This window comes from Embleya sp. NPDC001921 (genome assembly GCF_053594475.1).
Window position 1 is genome coordinate 34262 of record NZ_JBSFEO010000048.1, and the last position, 18225, is coordinate 52486.

At 70.3% G+C, this 18225-nt stretch carries 16 protein-coding genes and 1 pseudogene; 10 read left to right on the forward strand and 7 right to left on the reverse strand.

The features are described from left to right. Window positions 1-92: 92 nt before the first annotated feature. From ACWCPW_RS40325 to ACWCPW_RS40340, 4 genes and pseudogenes are all read left to right on the forward strand, one after another. Window positions 93-953, forward strand: coding sequence for a sugar phosphate isomerase/epimerase family protein (locus ACWCPW_RS40325; protein ID WP_449766582.1), 861 nt, complete (start codon window positions 93-95; stop codon window positions 951-953). A gap of 190 nt (window positions 954-1143) precedes the next feature. Further along, a pseudogene (locus ACWCPW_RS40330) lies at window positions 1144-4644 on the forward strand (ThuA domain-containing protein); the annotation flags it as partial. Window positions 4645-4665: 21 nt separating this feature from the next. Beyond that, a complete protein-coding gene (locus ACWCPW_RS40335; protein WP_449766630.1) occupies window positions 4666-5718 on the forward strand; it encodes an OmpL47-type beta-barrel domain-containing protein in 1053 nt (350 codons plus the stop codon). Between the two features lie 313 nt (window positions 5719-6031). After that, window positions 6032-7219 (forward strand): ROK family transcriptional regulator, encoded by a 1188-nt coding sequence (locus tag ACWCPW_RS40340; protein WP_331772261.1) that lies wholly within the window; start codon window positions 6032-6034, stop codon window positions 7217-7219. A 239-nt stretch (window positions 7220-7458) separates the two neighbouring features. Here ACWCPW_RS40340 and ACWCPW_RS40345 read toward each other — a convergent pair whose 3' ends face one another. The 3 genes from ACWCPW_RS40345 to ACWCPW_RS40355 all read right to left on the reverse strand — a co-directional run bounded on the left by ACWCPW_RS40345 (window position 7459) and on the right by ACWCPW_RS40355 (window position 9902). After that, entirely contained in the window at window positions 7459-8583 is a 1125-nt protein-coding gene (locus tag ACWCPW_RS40345; protein ID WP_449766583.1) for a methyltransferase domain-containing protein, read from the reverse strand. Next, window positions 8499-8780, reverse strand: coding sequence for a hypothetical protein (locus ACWCPW_RS40350; RefSeq protein WP_449766584.1), 282 nt, complete (start codon window positions 8778-8780; stop codon window positions 8499-8501). Before ACWCPW_RS40350 ends, ACWCPW_RS40345 begins: the two co-directional genes overlap by 85 nt. A gap of 513 nt (window positions 8781-9293) precedes the next feature. Next, window positions 9294-9902 (reverse strand): TetR/AcrR family transcriptional regulator, encoded by a 609-nt coding sequence (locus ACWCPW_RS40355; RefSeq protein ID WP_449766585.1) that lies wholly within the window; start codon window positions 9900-9902, stop codon window positions 9294-9296. An 85-nt stretch (window positions 9903-9987) separates the two neighbouring features. Here ACWCPW_RS40355 and ACWCPW_RS40360 point away from each other — a divergent pair, with 85 nt between their 5' ends. Then, window positions 9988-11001: a saccharopine dehydrogenase gene (locus ACWCPW_RS40360; protein ID WP_449766586.1), complete on the forward strand. Its 1014-nt coding sequence runs from the start codon at window positions 9988-9990 to the stop codon at window positions 10999-11001. A 274-nt stretch (window positions 11002-11275) separates the two neighbouring features. Here ACWCPW_RS40360 and ACWCPW_RS40365 read toward each other — a convergent pair whose 3' ends face one another. The 4 genes from ACWCPW_RS40365 to ACWCPW_RS40380 form a co-directional block, all read right to left on the reverse strand. Continuing rightward, window positions 11276-12199: a nitroreductase/quinone reductase family protein gene (locus tag ACWCPW_RS40365; RefSeq protein ID WP_449766587.1), complete on the reverse strand. Its 924-nt coding sequence runs from the start codon at window positions 12197-12199 to the stop codon at window positions 11276-11278. Between the two features lie 132 nt (window positions 12200-12331). Continuing rightward, entirely contained in the window at window positions 12332-12793 is a 462-nt protein-coding gene (locus ACWCPW_RS40370) for a hypothetical protein (protein ID WP_449766588.1), read from the reverse strand. Between the two features lie 280 nt (window positions 12794-13073). Beyond that, on the reverse strand, window positions 13074-13697 hold the full coding sequence (locus ACWCPW_RS40375) for an NAD(P)-dependent oxidoreductase (RefSeq protein WP_449766589.1): 624 nt from the start codon (window positions 13695-13697) through the stop codon (window positions 13074-13076). 172 nt (window positions 13698-13869) lie between these two features. Beyond that, the gene (locus ACWCPW_RS40380) at window positions 13870-14703 is read right to left on the reverse strand and encodes an inositol monophosphatase family protein (protein WP_449766590.1); all 834 of its coding nucleotides are present in this window, start codon (window positions 14701-14703) and stop codon (window positions 13870-13872) included. Window positions 14704-14820: 117 nt separating this feature from the next. On the opposite strand from ACWCPW_RS40380, the gene ACWCPW_RS40385 reads away from it, so the two are divergent. The 5 genes from ACWCPW_RS40385 (at window position 14821) to ACWCPW_RS40405 (ending at window position 18142) form a co-directional block, all read left to right on the forward strand. After that, window positions 14821-15774: a LysR family transcriptional regulator gene (locus tag ACWCPW_RS40385; protein ID WP_449766591.1), complete on the forward strand. Its 954-nt coding sequence runs from the start codon at window positions 14821-14823 to the stop codon at window positions 15772-15774. A 232-nt stretch (window positions 15775-16006) separates the two neighbouring features. After that, entirely contained in the window at window positions 16007-16291 is a 285-nt protein-coding gene (locus ACWCPW_RS40390) for a hypothetical protein (protein ID WP_449766592.1), read from the forward strand. Continuing rightward, window positions 16288-16494: a hypothetical protein gene (locus tag ACWCPW_RS40395; protein WP_449766593.1), complete on the forward strand. Its 207-nt coding sequence runs from the start codon at window positions 16288-16290 to the stop codon at window positions 16492-16494. Before ACWCPW_RS40390 ends, ACWCPW_RS40395 begins: the two co-directional genes overlap by 4 nt. A gap of 441 nt (window positions 16495-16935) precedes the next feature. After that, window positions 16936-17487, forward strand: a complete 552-nt coding sequence (locus ACWCPW_RS40400) for a hypothetical protein (protein WP_449766594.1) — start codon at window positions 16936-16938, stop codon at window positions 17485-17487. Then, window positions 17480-18142 (forward strand): prenyltransferase/squalene oxidase repeat-containing protein, encoded by a 663-nt coding sequence (locus ACWCPW_RS40405; RefSeq protein ID WP_449766595.1) that lies wholly within the window; start codon window positions 17480-17482, stop codon window positions 18140-18142. Before ACWCPW_RS40400 ends, ACWCPW_RS40405 begins: the two co-directional genes overlap by 8 nt. Window positions 18143-18225: the final 83 nt, after the last annotated feature.

Sequence of the window (18225 nt, forward strand, 5' to 3'; positions counted from 1 at the left end):
GAGCGAGTCGGGGCGATCGTCTCGTCGCCCCGACTCCGGTCGGTCACCGATCCTGCAGCTTCTTCGATCCCGCGACGACAAGGAGCACGGACATGCGTGCGCTCGGTGTGAACACCTGGATCTGGGCTTCCCCGCTCACCGACGGCGACCTCCTCCGACTCGCGCCCCGCATCCGTGAGTTCGGCGCGGACGTGGTCGAACTCCCGCTGGAGCAGCCGGATGACTGGAGCCCGGCCAAGGTCCGCGAAATCCTGCTCGACCACGACCTGACCGCGGCCTCCGTCGCGGCCGTCATGCCCCCGGGCCGCGACCTCGTCGCCACCGACGCGGTGGGCCTGGGTCGTACCCGCGACTACCTGCGCCGCTGCGTCGACGCCGCCGCCGAGGTCGGCGCGCCCGTCGTCGCCGGCCCCATGTACGCGGCGGTCGGCCGCACCTGGCGCACGACCGAGGCCGAACGCGCCCGCCTCCTCGACGAGTTCCGCGACGGCCTCGCCCCGATCGTCGAACACGCCCGCTCCGCCGGCGTCCTCCTGGCCGTCGAACCCCTCAACCGGTACGAGACCAGCGTGCTCAACACCGTCGCGCAAACCCTGGAAGCCATCGCCGAACTCCCCGCCGACGCCGTCGGCATCGCCCTGGACACCTACCACCAGAACATCGAGGAACACCACCTCGTCGGCGCCGTCCAAGCGGCGGCGGGCCGGATCGCGCACGTGCAGGTATGCGCGAACGACCGCGGCACGCCCGGCACCGACCACCTCGACTGGCCCGGCTTCCTGACCGCCCTGGCGGCAGCCGGCCATCAAGGTCCGCTCTGCATCGAGTCGTTCACCGCGCACAACGCCTCGATCGCGGTGGCCGCCTCCATCTGGAGACCCCTCGCGGCCACCCAGGACGCGATCGCCCGCGACGGCATCGCCTTCCTGCGCGCGACCCTCGCCGCGCTCTGACCCGTACGGCACCTCGCCCGGTCCGACCAACCGGCCACGGAAAACCCTCGCACCGTCCCGCTCGCCCGCGACCCGCGCGGCACGAGCAGCGCACCCCTGCGCGAAACGAGGAGAACCCATGCGCTCGATCGGTCCACCCCGTCACCTACCCGCCTCGCGATCCGTGCGATCACTCGGAGCCGTCCTCGCGATGGCCCTGGCCCTGTTCACCCTGACGCCCGTTCCCCAGGCCCAGGCACACGCAACCTTCCGCGCGCTGCTGTTCACCGAGGCCGTCGGCTACGTCCACGAGTCGATCCCGGCCGGCATCAAGATGTTCCAGGACGAGGCCGAGGCGAACCACTACGAGGTCGTGCAGTCCAACGACTCCGCCGTCTTCAACGACGCGAACCTCGCCGGCTTCGACGTCATCGTCATGCTGCAGAACTCGGGCATGGTCTGGGACACCGAGGCCCAGCGCCAGGCCCTGCAGAAGTACGTCCACTCCGGCAAGGGCATCGTGGCCCTGCACAACGCCACCGACATGGGTATCGACAACGAATTCCCGTGGTGGGACAACCTGGTCAACGGCGGCGCCCACATGCCCGCCCACTCGCCCGGAGTCCTGCCCGGCACCGCCAAGGTCGCCGACCGCGTACACCCCTCGACCAAGGACCTGCCGGAGCGCTGGTCCCGCAGCGAGGAGTGGTACAACTTCGACAAGAACCCCCGGGGCAACGTGCACGTCCTGGTGACGGCGGACGAGAGCACCTACGACCCGGGCCCGTCCAGGATGGGCGCCGACCACCCGATCTCGTGGTGTCGCAACGCCGAGGGCGGCCGGATCTGGGCCACGGCCATGGGCCACACCGCCTCCTCCTACGCGGAACCCGATCTGCGCAAGCACATCATCGGCGGCCTCAAGTGGGCGGCCGGCAACGTACCCGGCGACTGCGGGCCCACGGTGTGGAGCAGTTTCGAGAAGGTCGCCCTCGACGAGAACACCGTCGACCCCATGCAGCTCTCCGTCGCTCCCGACGGGCGCGTGTTCTACATCCAGCGCGCCGGCGAGGTGAAGGTCTACAAGCCGGACACGCACAGCACGGTCACCGCGGCCAAGCTCGACGTGTACACGGGCGGCGAGGACGGCCTCGTCGGCATGGTTCTGGATCCCGGCTTCGCGCAGAACAAGTGGATCTACCTCTACTACGCACCCAAGAACGCCGCCGCGGATGTCAACCGACTGTCCCGGTTCACCGTCACGGGCGACACGATCGACCCCGCGAGCGAGAAGACCGTCATCGAGGTGCCCGCGTACCGCGACCGGACCTTCCCCGAGCCCGGACACACCGGCGGCGCCCTCGACTTCGGCCCCGACGGCAGTCTCTACCTGGGCACCGGCGACGACACGCCGCCCAACCTCGATGCGGCGTGGCAGGGCTACGCGCCGCTCGACTGGCGACCGGGCAAGTCCATGCTCGACGCGGCGCGCACCGCGGGGAACACCAACGACCTGCGCGGCAAGATTCTGCGGATCAAGCCCAAGGCCGACGGCGGATACGACATCCCGACCGGGAACCTGTTCGCCCCGGGCACGGACAAGACCCGGCCGGAGGTCTACGCGATGGGCTTCCGCAACCCCTTCCGCTTCCGCGTCGACCAGGGCACCGGCCGGCTGCATGTGGCCGACTACGGGCCCGACCGCGGCCTGCCCACCACCGACCGGGGGCCCGAGGGATTGGTCGAGTACAACGTCATCGCGCAGCCCGGCAACTTCGGCTGGCCGTTCTGCCACGGCAACAACCAGCCCTACGCGCCCTACAACCCCGACAACGGGGCCGTGGGGGCGAAGTTCGACTGCGCCGCCCCGACGAACCCCTCGCCCAACAACACCGGACTGACCCGGCTCCCGGCCGTGCAGATGCCGCAGATCTGGTACGGCTACGGCGCCTCCCCCGAGTTCCCCGAGATGGGCAGCGGCGGTAGCGCGCCGATGGCCGGCCCCGTCTACCGCTACGACCCGAACAACCCCTCGACCACGAAGTTCCCGGCCTACTACGACGGCGCCGGCTTCTTCTACGAGTGGGCGCGCGGCTTCATCCGGGAGATCCGCTTCGACGCGTCGAACAAGCTCCACAAGATCAACGACTTCCTGCCGACGGCGCGGCTCGCCAAGCCGATGGACATGACCTTCGGCCCCGACGGCTCGATGTACGTGCTCGACTGGGGCAGGGACTTCGGTGGCGGCAACAACGACTCCGGTCTCTACCGGATCGACTACACCCAGGGCCGGCGCCAACCCGTCGCCGTGGCGAACGGAACGCCGACCAACGGCCCGGCACCACTGACGGTCGCGTTCTCCAGCGACGGTACGCACGATCCCAACAACATCCCGATCACCTACGCGTGGGACTTCGAGAGCGACGGCACCATCGACTCCACCGACCCGAACCCCACCCACGTCTACACCGCCGTCGGCGCCTTCAACGCGCAACTGAAGGTCACCAACACGACCGGTGACACCGGCTTCGCCAACGTATCCGTCACCGTGGGCAACACCGCGCCCACGATCAAGCTGGACCTTCCGGCCGACGGCGGCTTCATCGAATTCGGCGACCGCGTGCCCTACAAGGTCACGGTCACCGATCCCGAGGACGGAGTGATCGACTGCACCAAGGTCATCGTCAACCCCGCTCTGGGGCACGACGACCACGCGCACCACACCACCGACATCCCCGGCTGCGAAGGCACCATCGACACCGGTGACCTGGGCGGACACCCCGAAGGCGCCAATCTCTACTACATCGTCAGTGCCAAGTACACCGACAAGGGCGCCTCCGGCGCGCCCCCGCTGACCTCGCACACCCGCGCCATGCTCCACCCCCGGCACAAGCAGGCCGAGTACTTCACCGCACAGTCCGGGACCCGGCTGATCAACGAGCCGGGCGCGGAGAACGGCAAACGCCTCGGCGACATCAGCGACAACGACTGGATCATGTTCGACCCGGCGAACCTGGCCGGCACCAAGTCGCTTCGCTACCGGCTGTCCTCGCCCACGGGCGGCGGGTCCATCGAGTTGCGCGCGGACTCTCCCACCGGAACGCTCCTGGGCAGCACACCCGTACCGGCCACCGGCGGCTGGAACGACTACCGGATCACCCCCGGCGTGCCACTCACCGCGCTCGCCGGAACGCACAAGCTCTACGTGGTGTTCAAGACGCCGACGAACCACGCCTACGACCTGGACGCGGTCCTGTTCGATCCCGAGGTGGTCGCCGGCGACATCCAGGCGGGCCTGTACACCCTGACGGCCGAGCACAGCGGCAAGAACATGACCGTGCAGGGGGCCTCGTCGGCCGAGTCCGCGCCGATCGTGCAACAGGCAGCGGGCGCCGGCAAGGAACAGAAGTGGCAGGTCGACCCGGTCGGTGACGGCTCGTACACGATCAAGTCGGCGATCGACGGCAAGTGCCTGGAGGTCCCCGGCTGGTCCACCCGACTCGACGTGCAACTCGTGCAGTACACGTGCAACAACGGCGGCAACCAACGCTGGAAGCCCGCGGTGAGCCCCCGTGCCGGCACATTCGCGCTGGCCAACGTCGCGAGCAAGCTGTGTGCGGACGTCGCCGGCGTAGGCACGCAGGACGGCGCCAAGGTCGTGCAGTGGACCTGCAACGGCGCGGCCAACCAGAACTGGAGGTTCGCCAGGGTCGCCACGGACACCCAGGCACCGGTGACCAACGCGACGCCCGATCCGGCGCAGCCCACGGGCAAGGACGGTTGGTACACGGCGGCTCCCGTCAACGTCACGCTCGCCGGCGTCGACGAGGCGGGCGGGTCCGGGGTCGCTTCCACCGAGTACGACCTGGACGGCGCCGGGTGGGCCGCGTACGACGGAACCCCGGTGAGCGTCGGCGGCGACGGCGAACACAAGCTCCGGTACCGCTCGAAGGACAAGGCGGGCAACACCGAGGAGGGCCGGGAACTGGTGGTCAGGGTCGACGCCACGGCTCCGTTGACCACGGCGGGATTCGCGGCGCCGGGAGACAGCGGCTGGCACCGGGGAGCGATACCCGTCACGCTGACCGCCGTCGACGCGTCCTCGAAGGTCGCGGGAATCGAATTCGCGCTGGACGGCGGCGCCTGGACGCCCTACTCGGACAGCCCGGTGTCGGTGTCCGGCGACGGGGAGCACGTGCTGCGCTACCGCGGTGTCGACCGGGCCGGACTCGTCGAGCCGGACAAGGCCGCGACGATCAAGATCGACGGGACCAAGCCCGTGCTGTTGGTCGCCGGGGTCGCCGACGGCGCGCTCTACGGCGACGCGCAGGACGTGCGGGTGAGTTGGGAGGCGATCGATCCGACCTCGGGCGTCAAGACGCTCGCGGGCACGCTCGACGCGAAGCCCTTCACATCCGGCACCGTTCAACCGTTGTTCGCCCTGAGCCTGGGGCAGCACACGGTCGACGTCTCGGCGGCGGACAACGCGGGCAACACGACGACGACCGCGGTCCGCTTCACGGTGACCACGTCGATGCGCGACATGCAGAACCTCGTCGACCGTTTCCGTGGCACGGGATGGTTGTCCGCGACGGCCAGGACGAAGCTCACCCGACAGATCGAGAAGGCCCGGGTGGCCGAGGCGCAGGGCCGGGACGACCGGGCGATGGCCGAACTCGGCAAGCTCAAGACCCTCGTCGCCGACCCGAAGGTGGTCCCGAACGCGGATGTGCGCACGGTGATCACCCGCGATGCGAATCGGGTGATCGCCGACATCGGAGGGTGATCGCTGCCTGAACAGGGCGTAATACCCTCAAAGCCGTAGCGGTTCGCGATGACGCGCGCCGGCTCGCCGCGAAGTCGCGGCCCCGTTCCGACGGGGTCGCGGCCTTCGCGGTACCGTCGGCACAACTTTGTTATCGAAATGGAAAAAGTTGATGATGCGCCACGCGAACGACGGAAAATCAGGACAAAAGTCCAGTGCCGGTCACCACGTGCCCGTCACCCGTGACGACCCCGGGAAAGGCTCGGCGGGATCGTCGCGGGACGTGGACGATGTGATCCCACCGGATCACGAGGGGGACGAGGGGGACGAGGCCATGGAAACGCAGTTCGGACCGGAGAACCGGCACCAGGCGCACCTGCTGGAGTTGTTGCGCGACCACGGGCCACGGTCCCGGAGCGAACTCGGCGACGCCGTACAGATCTCACGCTCCAAACTGGCCGTCGAGATCGATCGGCTCGTCGAATTGGGCCTGGTGGAGCCGGCCGGACTCGCGGCCTCGCGTGGCGGGCGACGCTCGGGCATCGTACGTATCGCATCCGCGACGCGGTTCGTCGGCGTCGACATCGGCGCGACGTCGATCGATGTCGCGGTCACCAACGGCGAGTTGGAAGTGCTCGGCCATCTGACCGAGCCGTGCGACGTGCGCGGCGGCCCCGCGGCGGTGCTCGACCGGGTATTCGCGCTCGTCGACAAACTGCGCGAGGACGACCCGTTCCCACGAGTCCACGGAGTGGGCATCGGCGTCCCGGGACCGGTGAGCTTTCGTGAGGGCATGCCGGTGATCCCACCGATCATGCCCGGCTGGGACCGTTTCCCGATCCGGGACGTGGTCGGCCGACGACTGGACTGCCCCGTCCTCGTGGACAACGACGTGAACATCATGGCCCTGGGGGAACGCCACGCCGGCGTCGCCCGGTCGATCGACGATCTCCTGCTGGTCAAGATCGGTACGGGCATCGGGTGCGGCATCGTCGTCGGCGGCCGGATCTACCGAGGCGTCTCCGGCAGCGCCGGCGACATCGGCCACATCCGACTCGACGAGTCCGGACCGATGTGCGTGTGCGGCAACGCCGGCTGCCTGGAGTCCTACTTCTCCGGCTGGGCCCTGGCCCGTGAGGCCGAAGCGGCGGCCGCGTCGGGCGCCTCTCCCTTCCTCGCCCGCAGGTCCGCCGAGAACGGGCCCCTCTCCGCCCGCGACGTCGGCGACGCGGTCACCGCCGGCGACCCCGGCGCGGTGACCATCGTGCGTGAGGGCGCCGCCCGACTCGGCCGGGTGATCGCCGCGCTCGTGAGCTTCTTCAACCCCGCGATGGTGATCATCGGGGGCGGTGTGGCCGGGCTCGGCCACCCGCTGCTCGCCGAGATCCGCAGCGTCGTGTATCGCCAGTCGTTGCCCCTGGCGACGGAGAACCTGCCCATCGTGCTGTCCGAACTGGGCGGCGCCGCAGGCGTCGTCGGAGCGACACACCTGATCAGCGACCACGTCCTGACCATCGCGTGAGAACCCCGATTGCCGGACCGCCACGCCGAACAAGCGTCAACCTCCGAGCGCACGCGTCCCCGAGTGCCGAACTCTCCGCGCTGTTCCGGTAATCGGGGCGCGGTCACGGGACCGGCACCAGCTTGCCGGGGCGCACCCGGTGATGCCGGCCCGGTACGCCCGCACTGCCTCCGGCGGAGGGTGGACGTCGTCGATCGGGACGCGCCGTCCACGGCGAGTTGCTTTCGGCGGCGGACAGGTCAGTGGGGGGTCGGTGCCGGTGCGGGGATCGGCCACCGGCGACCGCCGACGGCCTCGCCCGCCCAGAGGTACTGCTCCTCGGCGGTGATCGTGACGCCGTGGTCCCAGCGGCGGATCCGGCCCGCGCGCTCCCATGCGTCCCAGGCCTCCTCGATCTCGTCGACCAGGCGCCGCGCACCGCCCTGCCCCGCGCGGACCCGGCCGTCGGGCAACGTGGTCGCCACCGCCCACGACCCGGCGCAGTCGTGGACCCACACGTTCACACCGTCCACGTCGGTGTCGGTGGCGTACACGACATCGGGGAGCGCGACGCGCAACGCCCACAGCAGATCGCGGTCCGTGTGCAACGGCGCAACGTCCCGCGCGAGCAGGCGTTCGTCCTCCGCGGCACGTTGCGCCCGAACCTCGTCGAACTCCGGGTCCGCAGCGATGTCGCGGGCCGGCATGAACCGGGCCAGGCCCTGCAACCACCCCGTCGCCGAGCGGCCGTCCTTGGCGACCGTCACCGCGAAATGCCCCAACCGGCCCCAGGGGAACACCAGATCCCCGCCCGGGCGCTGCTCGATCCAGGTCCAGGGGACGTGGTCGACGGCGTAGGTGGCGATCACGCGGTCGTACGGGGCGGTTTCGGACCGGCCGAGCGCGCCGTCGCCCAGGACGACCGTGACCGTCTCGGCGAGGCCCGCGCGGGTCAGGGTGTCTCGGGCGCGGGCCGCGAGGTCGGAGGCGGTCTCCACCGTGGTGACGTGGCCGGCCGAACCGACGCGGTGCGCGAGGAGTGCGGCGTTCCAGCCGCTACCCGCACCCAATTCCAGGACCCGGTGGCCGGGTTCGACGTCGAGCACGTCCAGCATGCCCGCCACCACCGACGTGCAGGACAGACTCGAGGACGGGCGGCCGGCGGTGATCTCGGTGATCGCCGCGTCGTACGGGCCGGCGGCCTGCCGGGGTGGCCTCGGGCGCAGTGGCAGACGAGCCGAGCCGATCCCATCCGGGATCGGCCGAAGGCGGCCACCGGAGACGATGCGCGGGCGGTGCCTCAGAACTCCCCGTGCCCACTGGTGGAACCCCCGCTGCGGGCAATGGCCGTGACGACGGTGAACAAGACGGTCACACCGAGCCACAACAGGACCGCGGACAGATCGAGGGACATCGCGATATCGGTCCTGCCGTCGCCGAAGTACACGTTCATCAGGCCCCATACGGAGGTGTCCTCGGCCCGGATCAGAGCGTAGACGAGTTCCCCCACGACGGCCGCGACCCAGAGGGAGCCGGCGACGGAGGCGCCCACCCGGACGGCGGAGCTGTCGGAGTTGCTCATGGCGAAGGCGTCCCCTTTCCCGGGACTTTCCCCTGACGCACGTGTCCGGCCGAGGGCTCGGGCACCGGGCGCGGCAAAGCACGATCGGCGAGGCCGGCGTCATGTTCCGAGCGCCGACCGATCGAACGGACCGAGGCGCACGACGTGCGGGGCGCGCCCGGCGGAGAGGTGGCGGTGCTCCGGTAACTTTAGGGCGAATCCCGCCCCACGCACAGGACTTCGGCAGTTCGTGAAGCGGAGTGACCGGACCCGTTCGGGAGCCTGCGGGATGGCTCGTCGGGTACCGATGGAGCGGGGCGAGCGCCGCCCGACCGCACCTGCGCGAAGAAGGTGCCTGGCGGGGTTGAGTTCTCGTGGGTGTGCCGGCGACGGAATGCGGTTCGCCCTGGTCGGCCCCGACCCCTGTGCCGCTCCGATGAGAGTCCTCGGCGGTTCCACCCGCCGAACTGGCCCACCTCCACGCACGCGTACTCGCGCAGGGCTGCCAACCCGAACAAAGATCAGACCGGCGTGTCAACCATCCGCAAGCCCTTGGCTGTCGGTCCCGGTCTTGAGCCCGCCCACGATCAGGCCGGTCAGCGCGTCGACCACATCATCCACGGACGCTCGCCCGCGGTTCAGTTCGGCGGCGAGCGCCTCGGCCGCACCCAGCACGCCGGCACAGCACAGCCGAAGGGCCTCGGGCTCAAGGTGCGCGTGCGGCCGCAGCGCGGCGGCCATCAGGTCCGCATAGTTGTCGGTCATCTCCTGCCTGCCCGCCTCCATGTCCGGATTGCCCTTCAGCGCCGCGGAAACGGCGTTGAGCTCCGGCATGTCGGTGGCGCAGGCGAAGTACGCGGCGCTGATGACGCGGGCGACCTCCTCCGCGGCGGGCGCGGCGTCTTGCAATGCCTGGGTGACCGAGGCCCGGTGGCGTTCGTCGAGGCGCCGGTAGAGCGCGAGCAGCAGGCCGGGGCGGGTGCCGAAGTGGTCGTACACGATCGGCCTGCTGACGCCCGCGGCCTCGGCAAGGGTGACCAGCGTGAGCCCGTCGGCGCCCTGGGTGCGCACGATCGCCACGGCGGTGTCGAGCAACTGCTCCCGCCTGGCCGGCTTGGACATGCGGGTCGGTGTGGTCGCCATGTTCCTCCCTTGCTGTCGCCTTCCAGGCTATGCTACAAAACGTAGGTTACAAAATGTAGGTTAGCGATTGCGAAGGAGACTCACCATGGGGCAACCCAACTCGGTTCTGATCCTGGGCGGTTCGGGGCAGGCGGGTGCGGGCGCCGCCGCCGTGCTGCGCCGTTGGCACCCGGAACTGCCCCTGACGATCGCGGGCCGCGACATCGGCCGCGCGCAGCGGGTCGCCGACGAACTCGGCGCGGCCACAGCCGCGACCATCGACCTGCGGCGCGGGGATCTGGGCCTGCCGACCGACGGAGAATATCTGGCGGTCGTCGCCGCGCTGTGGGACAACCGGCTGCAGGGGCTGCGGTACGCGCAGGAGCGCGGGTTGCCCTACCTGAGCATCTCCAGCGGCCTGGTGGACATCGCACCGGAGATCGTCGCGAGCGCCCAACGGCCGAGCGGTCCACCGGTCTTGGTGGCGAGTCACTTCTGCGCGGGGATCGGTGTTCTCGCGACGCTGTACGCCACCAGGGAGTTCGAACGGATCGACACGATCCGGATCGGCGCCGTCCTGGACGAGTCGGATGCCGGCGGCCCGGCGGGGCTGGCGGATCTGGAGCGATGGGCCACCGCCACCTCGGCCGGACTGGTACGCCGTGACGGCGTGTTCACGTGGGTCGCCGAACCCGATGCACGGACGGATGTGCCAAGTACCGACGGGACTCTCGTGCCCGGCCAGAGCATCGCCATCCTCGACGTGCCGAGTCTTGCCCTGGCGACGGGAGCACCGAACGTCCGCTTCGACTTCGCCGTCGGTGAGTCCGAGCGTCGGCGACGCGGCGGCCCTGCCTCCGTCGAGGTCCGGATCGACGTCGAAGGAACCGGCCCAGGAGGACAACCGCGCGGCTTGCACCGCTACCTCGTCCATCCGGAAGGGCAGCGACCGCTGACCGCGCTGGGCATCGCCCTCGGTGTCGAGCGACTGCTCGGGCTGCGCGGCGAAGCCGTACCGCCGGGCGTCCACACCCCCGAGGCACTGATCGACGCGTCCTACGCGGCCGAGCGTTTGGCGGAAATCGGCGCCGAGTTCGTCGACGCGCCCGGCGACAAGTGAACGCCTGTCACTGAAGGGGCGAGCCGCCACACGACCCGGGTAGTCCACGCCTGCCGGTTCGCGCCGAAGGGTGGCCGGGGGAGGTCTTTCTCGGGCCCTGGGGCCCGGGACGCACACTGGGCACGGACACGGCGGCGCGGGCGGTGCCGACCCGGCGGGCGCCGCCCCTCCACCGTGCCCCTCTCGCCCTCGCCTGTCAGCCCGCGAAACGAAATACCCGTTGCCCGCCCGTGCCACCGGCGCGGTGCGGCTCCGGCGCGTCGGTGAGTCCGGATCACGATCGGGTCGATCCGGCCCGGCCGTTCCCGACGAGCGGTTCGAGGACGATGACGGGGATGCGGCGGTCGGTGTTGCGCTGGTATTCGGCGTAGTCGGGGTACGCGTCGACGGCGCGCGCCCACCACTGGGCCTTCTCGTCGCCGGAGACCTCGCGCGCCCGGTACGTGCGGGTGGTCCTCCCGTCCTGGATCGCGACGACGGGCTCGGCAAGCACGCCGGCGAACCACTGCGGATTGGTCGCAGTGCCGCCGTTGGACGCGACGGCCGCGTAGCGGCCCTCGTGTTCGACGCGCATGACCGGGGTCTTGCGCAGCTTGCCGGTCTTGGCACCTCGGTAGGTCATCAGCACCGTGGGCAGGTCCTTGATCGTGACGCCGTCGGTTGTGCCGGTGCGGTGGACCTGGTCGACGTGGTCGCGGACCCACGCCGGACCGCTCGGTTCGTACTCACCGGTGAGTCCGCCCCCGCCGCCCGTCGGGTCGGCGGGGCGCCTGGTGTCGACATTGCGGGTCAGGGCGGTGAGAAGGCTGGGCAGTTCGGTGGCCGTGCCGACGGGCAGGCCGGCCACGGTCTCCTCCGCCAGGGTCACCCACACCTGCTTGACCTGCTCGGCCAATGCCCGGCCGGCGTCGGTGAGTTCGACCACGCTCGCGCGCTTGTCGGACGCGTCGGGGGTGCGGCGGATGTGACCGGCGGCTTCGAGCTTGCGGGTCATGATGGTGACACTCGGCGGCTCGCACCCGAGCGCCTGGCTGATCCGGGCCTGGATCATCGGCCCGGTCCGGGCGAGTTCGAGGAGCAGCACCTCCTGCCCGGGATGCAGCCCGAGCGGTGCCAACAACGTGGCAGCCCGGGTCCGATGACGCAGGCTCAGGAGACGGACAGCCTGGTTGAGTTCGTCGGCGTACGAGAAGTCCACGGGATCCCCCTTGATTGGTTATGCGGATAACGTTATGCGCATAACCAATCTTCGGCAAGACCCGGTCGCCTGGACAACCGCTGCATCTGCCAGGAGCCCCGCCGCGTTATCCGCCCGGCCCGGGCGATCTCCTCACCTACCCTCAAGCCGTTCATGGAGGTCCTCGGCGAATCGCGTCCGGTAGACGCCGTGGACGATGGCTCCGGGAGACTGGTAGCCCCTGTGCTCGGGGTCCGAGACATCTTCGTCCCACGGCGCCACGCCTTCCGGAAGCAGCGGAGCACGGCCCAGATACATCCGGGCGACTTCTTCCAGCCGTAGTTCTCCCACAATCACCGAGTTCCACAGCCCGCGGCCCTGCCCGACCACCCACATGCACAGGTCTTCGGTGCCGTCTTCGGACCAGACGTCCCCATCCACGCTCACGCCTTCCGCGAAGTCGGCCAGCGATTCCGCCGCGGACTCGTATGCGAGCGCGAAGGCTTCAAGCACTTCCCGCGACTGGGACTCCAACCACGACTCCAGGGCAGACAGACGCGGTCGTGTCGTTTCCAGGGCCTCCCAGAACCAACCAGAAACCTGATCCGGTCCCATCTCGGCTCCTGTGTCGACGGCCGCGGTGCTCGCCCGACCGTACAGCGCGGTGGATTTCCCTGGACACTCCCGGGCCTCATCGTCGGCGAATGGCGCGGACCAACCCTGTGCCGTCACCGCCGCTCGTTCACAGCGTCCAGGCGTACGCGCGCCCATCGGGGCGGTACGGCGGACGTGTTGGCCGGACGGCGGACCGCGAGGCGGTTCGGTCCGCGTCGGCAGGTGCGGGGCCGGGCGGGACGCCTCGTATCCGCGCGCGCCCGTGCTGTCCGATGGCGGCTCAGCGGTTGTCGAACAGGGCGATGGTGTCCGCGTCGGCGAAGTGCGGCGTTTCCGCTTCCGTGACCATGAGGGCGGCGATTCCGGCACGGGGCGCCATGGGCGGGATCGTGCGCGGTTTGAAGTCCGTGGCGCGCAGGAGTCGCCCGTTGTCCTGGTAGGGCTTGTTGGTCAGTGGCCCGGCGTGGACGGTGGTTCCGCCCGCCTCGCGGACAGCGCGACCGGCGACGGCCTTGGCGTCCCACTCGTGGCGCAGGATGGGCTTGAGGAGAGCCCCCGTGACGGGGCCGAGCGCCCCTTCGGTGGCTCCCATGCCCAGGGAGGTGAGCCAGACGACGCGGGGCGCGGCCGAGGCGATCTGACGGGCGCCGTCGATGAGGATCGCCGGGTCCTGTTTCTTGGTGATGCCCAGGGCGCTGATGACGACGTCGGCGCCCTCGATGGCGGTGGCGACCGTGCCGGCGTCGGTGACGTCCGCCCGGACCACCCGCAGGTTCCCGGAGGCGGGCGTCTCCAGTTGCTCCGGTCGGCGGGCGAGGGCGGTGACGTGGTGCCCGCGCTCCAGGGCGCGCGCGATCACCAGCCGGCCGGTCGGTCCGGTGGAGCCGAGTACTGCTATCTTCACGATGATCTCCGGTGCTGACGGGAAGGGGATGAACAGGCCTGCGTGGCAAGGCACTTGGCGTCGCGGGTCGGTCGATTCCCGGGGCGGTCGATTTTTCGGTCGGTCGATTCCCGGGGCAGACGATTCCCGGGGCGGACGCGGACCGGAGCGGACGCGGACCGGGTGATTCGGGTCAGCGGGGGTCGGACAGGACGTCGACGGTTTGGGTGTGCAGGCCGGGAGCGGTGGCCAGGAAGTCGGCGGCGGCCGGGCTCCACGGCTCTCCGCGGGTGTCGGTGACCGTGCCGCCGGCCTCGGCGACCAGCAGCGCGCCGGGCAGCAGGCCCGAGCGCACGTCGGAGAACTGCCAGAAGGCGTCCATGCGGCCCGACGCGACGTGGATGAGCTGCAGCGTCGCCGGCACCGAGACCCGCACGACCAGGGCGTTGATCAGCATGGCGGTCACCGTGGCGCCCATGCGGCGGAGCGCTGCCTCGTCCTCACCCGGCTTGGCCTGGCCGGTGCCCACCAACGCGGCGCGCAGGTCGGTCTTGGCGGAGGGGCGCAGCGGCACACCGTCGAGGAAGGCCCCCTTGTCGCGCAGCGCGGTGTACGTGTCGCCGACCAGCGGCAGGTGGACCACGGTCAGCAGCGGGGCGTTGTCGCGTACCAGCGTGGCGGTCACCGCCCACTCGCCCATGCCGTGGATGTGGTTGATGTTGCCCTCGGCCGTGTCCACCACCCACCACTCGCCCTCGGGCAGCGCGCCGCCGGCCAGTTCGTCCTCGACCCACCGGGACCCGGGACGCGCCTGGAGCAGCGGCTGCTTGACGAGCGTCAGGACGGCCTCGTCGTTGGCGTGGATGGCGCGGACGATCTCGTCGAGGTCACCGGGGCGCGCGCCCGTGTCGTAGCGCTCCCGCAGGAGTTTCCCGGCCGCCTCGACCACGGTCACGGCGCGTTCCAGGACCGCTTCGAGCTCGGTGGCGTCGGCGGGGACGGTGCGGGGGTCGGGGAGGGTGTTCATGGTCGCTCCTGACGCGGAAAGGGAGGGGATTCACGGCCTGTCGGCCGCTCGCTTTCGACGTTAGAACCAGGCATCATTAACTTCAAATGCAACCTTGTTACGTCTGGATTTACTGTGATGCAACTGGATTTGAATCTGCTCACCGCGCTCGACGCCCTGCTGGAGGAGGGCAGCGTGACGGACGCCGCCGCCCGCCTCCACGTCTCGACCCCGGCGATGAGCCGGACCCTGGGCCGCATCCGACGGGCCACCGGTGACCAGATCCTGGTCCGTACCGGCCGAACCATGACTCCCACCCCCCATGCCCTGGCCCTGCGCGCGACCGTGCACGACCTGGTCCAGCAGGCCCGGTCGGTCCTCTCCCCCCACACGGACGTCGACCCGGCGTCCCTGGACCGCACGTTCGTCCTGAAATGGCACGACGCCCTGGCCGCGGCGGCCGGCCCCGCCCTGCTCCGTTCCTTGCGCGCCCAGGCACCCGGCGTGCGGCTGCGCTTCCTGGCCGAAGCAGCCACCGACACCCACGACCCGCGACGAGGAGAGGTCGACCTCGAAGCCGGAGCCGGCGCACCGGCGTCGCCCGAGATCCGCCACGAAATCGTGGGCCACGACCGGCTCGTCCTCGCCCTGCGCCCCGCCCACCCCCTGTGCCGCGGCCCGCTCACCGTCGAGGACTACGCGGCCGCCGAACACGTCACGGTCTCCCGCCGGGGACGGCTGCGCGACCCCATCGACGACGCGTTGGAGGCTCTGGGCATGAGCCGACGGGTCGTGGCCGCCGCCCCCACCAACGCCACGGCCCTGCAGTTCGTCCGCCACCTCGACCTCGTCGCGGCCGTACCCCGCATCGTCGGCCGCCCCGCCCTGGAGGACCTCGACCTGCGCAGCCGGCCCCTGCCGCTGACCATGCCCGCCATCCCCATCCACCTCGCCTGGCACCAGCGCTACGACAACGACCCCGCCCACGCCTGGTTGCGCGAACAGGCCCGCGTCGCCCTGCACCACGCCTGCGACCCCACCGACGGCGACTGCGACACCGCGGGACACGCGCCCTCCCCCGGCTCGGACTGAACGAGGCGGGACCAACTCCGCTGATTCCGAGGCGGTTCCGAGGCGGTTCCGCCCCTCGACACCGGCCGGGGTGGTGCGCTTCCGGCGAACGGGCGATATCCAGCAAAGGGGATCCACGCCGCGTGCCCGGTCGCTACCATGGAGTGATGGTAGGGCCGACCAACGCGGTGCCCGAGTACGGCGCCGAGTAGCGGCCGGCCGTATGTCGTCGCCGTCCGGGGGGGGAGACGCGGTGGTCGTCGAGATTGAGCGCAAGTTCCTGTTGGTCGCCTCGGGGAGCCTTCGGCACCCGGTCCTCGACGCCGCGGAGCGGGTGAACCTCGAACAGATCTACCTCGAGGTGAGCACCCACGCGGAGGAGCGAATCAGGCGCAAGGAGGGCAAGGGGGCGGTTCACTACGCCCACACCGTCCTGAGGCCGCTGCGCCCCGGAGTGCGCGAGATCGAAGAGGTGGAGATCACCGGCGATCAGTACGACGAATTGCGCGAAGCCATGATCCCGGTCGACGACCCGTGACGAAGGAGCGCTGGTTCTTCACGTGGCGCGGCCGGTTGTTCGAACTCGACGACATTCGCGAACCCGCGTCCCGCGCCTGTCGCATCCTGGAGATCGAACTCGACGACGAACGGCAAGAGGTAATCCTGCCGGATTTCCTGCGCATAGAGCGGGAAGTCACCGGAGTTCCGCAGTTCTCGAACGCCGACATCGCGCGAGGGTGAAGTCGTGGTCTCCGCCATGCATCCCGCGGCTTCGGTCGCCAACCTCGCCGAACAGGAGGAGATGCACGCGGGCGGCCGCCAGGGCGCCCTCGCCGACGCGCTCGCTCCGTTCGAGCAGCGACGAGTCGTCGGCGAACTCCTGCGGACGATCCTTGCCGGCGAGGCCGGATTGGCCGCCGTCGCGGCGAAGTCGTACCGCCATCCGAACGGCTTCTCGAAAGTCGTCCTCGCCTCGGGTCCGCATCACCAGTTGAGATTGCACATCTGGTGGAGGCGCGAGGCGACCCGGCACGACACCGCCAATGTGCACAATCACCGTTGGGACTTCTCCTCGTTGTTGCTCACCGGAGGCTACCGCTACCAGCAGTTCGTTCCCCTGGACTGCTCGCCCCGGACGGCGACTGGTTCGTGTTCCGAGCCGACGGGTCCCGTCTGGGGTACGTGCGACTGGATCTCACCGCCACCGGCGCGGACCGCACGATCGGCTTCGACGAACTCGTCCGGAACCACGCGTCGCGGATCCTGGGGGTGGACGTCTCGTACGTGGGCCTGGTCGCGTGCGAACGGGTCGACGACACGGTGGTGCTCGTCGCGGTCGCCACCGTCCGGCCGGCGCAGGTCACGCTCCCCGGCGACCGGCAGTTGCGCGTGTTGAGCTTCGCGGACGCGGTTGCCCGGGGGACCGATATCGACCACGCGGCCCACCTGGTCACGGCACGCGACTGGTGCCGGGCGGCCGGCTCGGCCACCGACCTGACGATGTCGATCCAGCGCGCGTTCGCGATGTCCGTCGCCTACCTGGACAGCCACCTGTCGATCGAGAACGGTCAGTGGGGATGGAACCAGTACCAGGACGGCCGATCCATCGGCGTGCTGTCCACGGCCGAAGCCCTGCTCGCGCACATCTACGCCGGGGCCAAGGGGAATTCGTCACCCGACCGGCGCAAACGCTCGAGGCCGTACAAACCCGGACGGCGGTTGGCGGGTGCGTAGTTCGCTGATCGGCGGCCAGAGCAGCCTGTCGATCATCGAGAGCACCGCCGCGTCACTGATGGCCCTGCGCGAAGCCGGCCGCTCGGCCGCGGATCCCACGATCGCCCGAGGGATCGCCTGGTTGGAGGCTCGGCAACGGACGGACGGCGGTTGGTCGTCGTCGCCGGCGGACGACCGGTCGATGGTCTTTCCGACCACTGTCGCGGTTCGGGCCCTGGCCGGTTTCGGCCGGATGGACGCCATGGCCAGAGGCGTTTCCTGGTTGCGCCACGCACAGTGCCCCAACGGCGGCTGGGGCGCGTCCGCACGCGCCACCGACAGCAACGGGACCCCGTCCGCCGCGTACACGGGCTACGCGATCGTCGCCCTGCTCGCCGCCCGGTCGCCGGCCACCGACCCGGCCGTGGTCTCCGGCTGCGACCATTTGATCGAGACGTTCGACGCCTTCAAGGACGAGCCGTGGGAGTCGACCACGGCCAACACCTCCGTCGACCCCTCCCGTTCGATCCGCATGGACTACCGGCACTTCGGCACGCCATGGGCGTTGACGGCGCTGAGCCTCGCGGGACACGGCCTCGACGAGGCGATCATGCTGGACGGGGTCCGTCGGCCGGCGGGATGTTCACGCAGGAACCGCCGCCGGACCTCGACGTAGCGGGTCGGCGTGGGCCCGGTGAACGCCCGGAACTCGTGGCCGAAGTGGGCTGGTCGAAGTGGCCCGCGCCACCGGCGAGGTCG